A 213-nucleotide genomic window follows, 5' to 3' on the forward strand; every position below is an offset into this window, starting at 1 on the left:
GGGGGTCGTTCCTGGGGGGGGGTTCAGGCAAGCAGCGAGCGGCCGATGATCTCCTTCATGATCTCGGTCGTCCCGCCGTAGATGGTCTGGATACGGCCGTCGGTGAAGGCCTTGGCGACGCGGTACTCCGTCAGGTAGCCGTAACCGCCCTGAGTCGGTAGGCAGAGGCACGCGAACCGCTCCCGCATCTCGGCGCCCCACCTCTTCCTCATC

1 protein-coding gene is annotated in these 213 nt (G+C 66.2%); it reads right to left on the reverse strand.

All coding sequences use genetic code 11. From position 1 onward, the window contains the following. Positions 1–23 precede the first annotated feature (23 nt). A partial coding sequence (locus MFF64_RS37675; RefSeq protein WP_273557228.1) for an acyl-CoA dehydrogenase family protein occupies positions 24–213 on the reverse strand: 190 nt, incomplete at its 5' end.

Origin of the sequence: Methylobacterium frigidaeris (assembly GCF_022179185.1) — a bacterium.
Taxonomy (GTDB): domain Bacteria; phylum Pseudomonadota; class Alphaproteobacteria; order Rhizobiales; family Beijerinckiaceae; genus Methylobacterium; species Methylobacterium frigidaeris.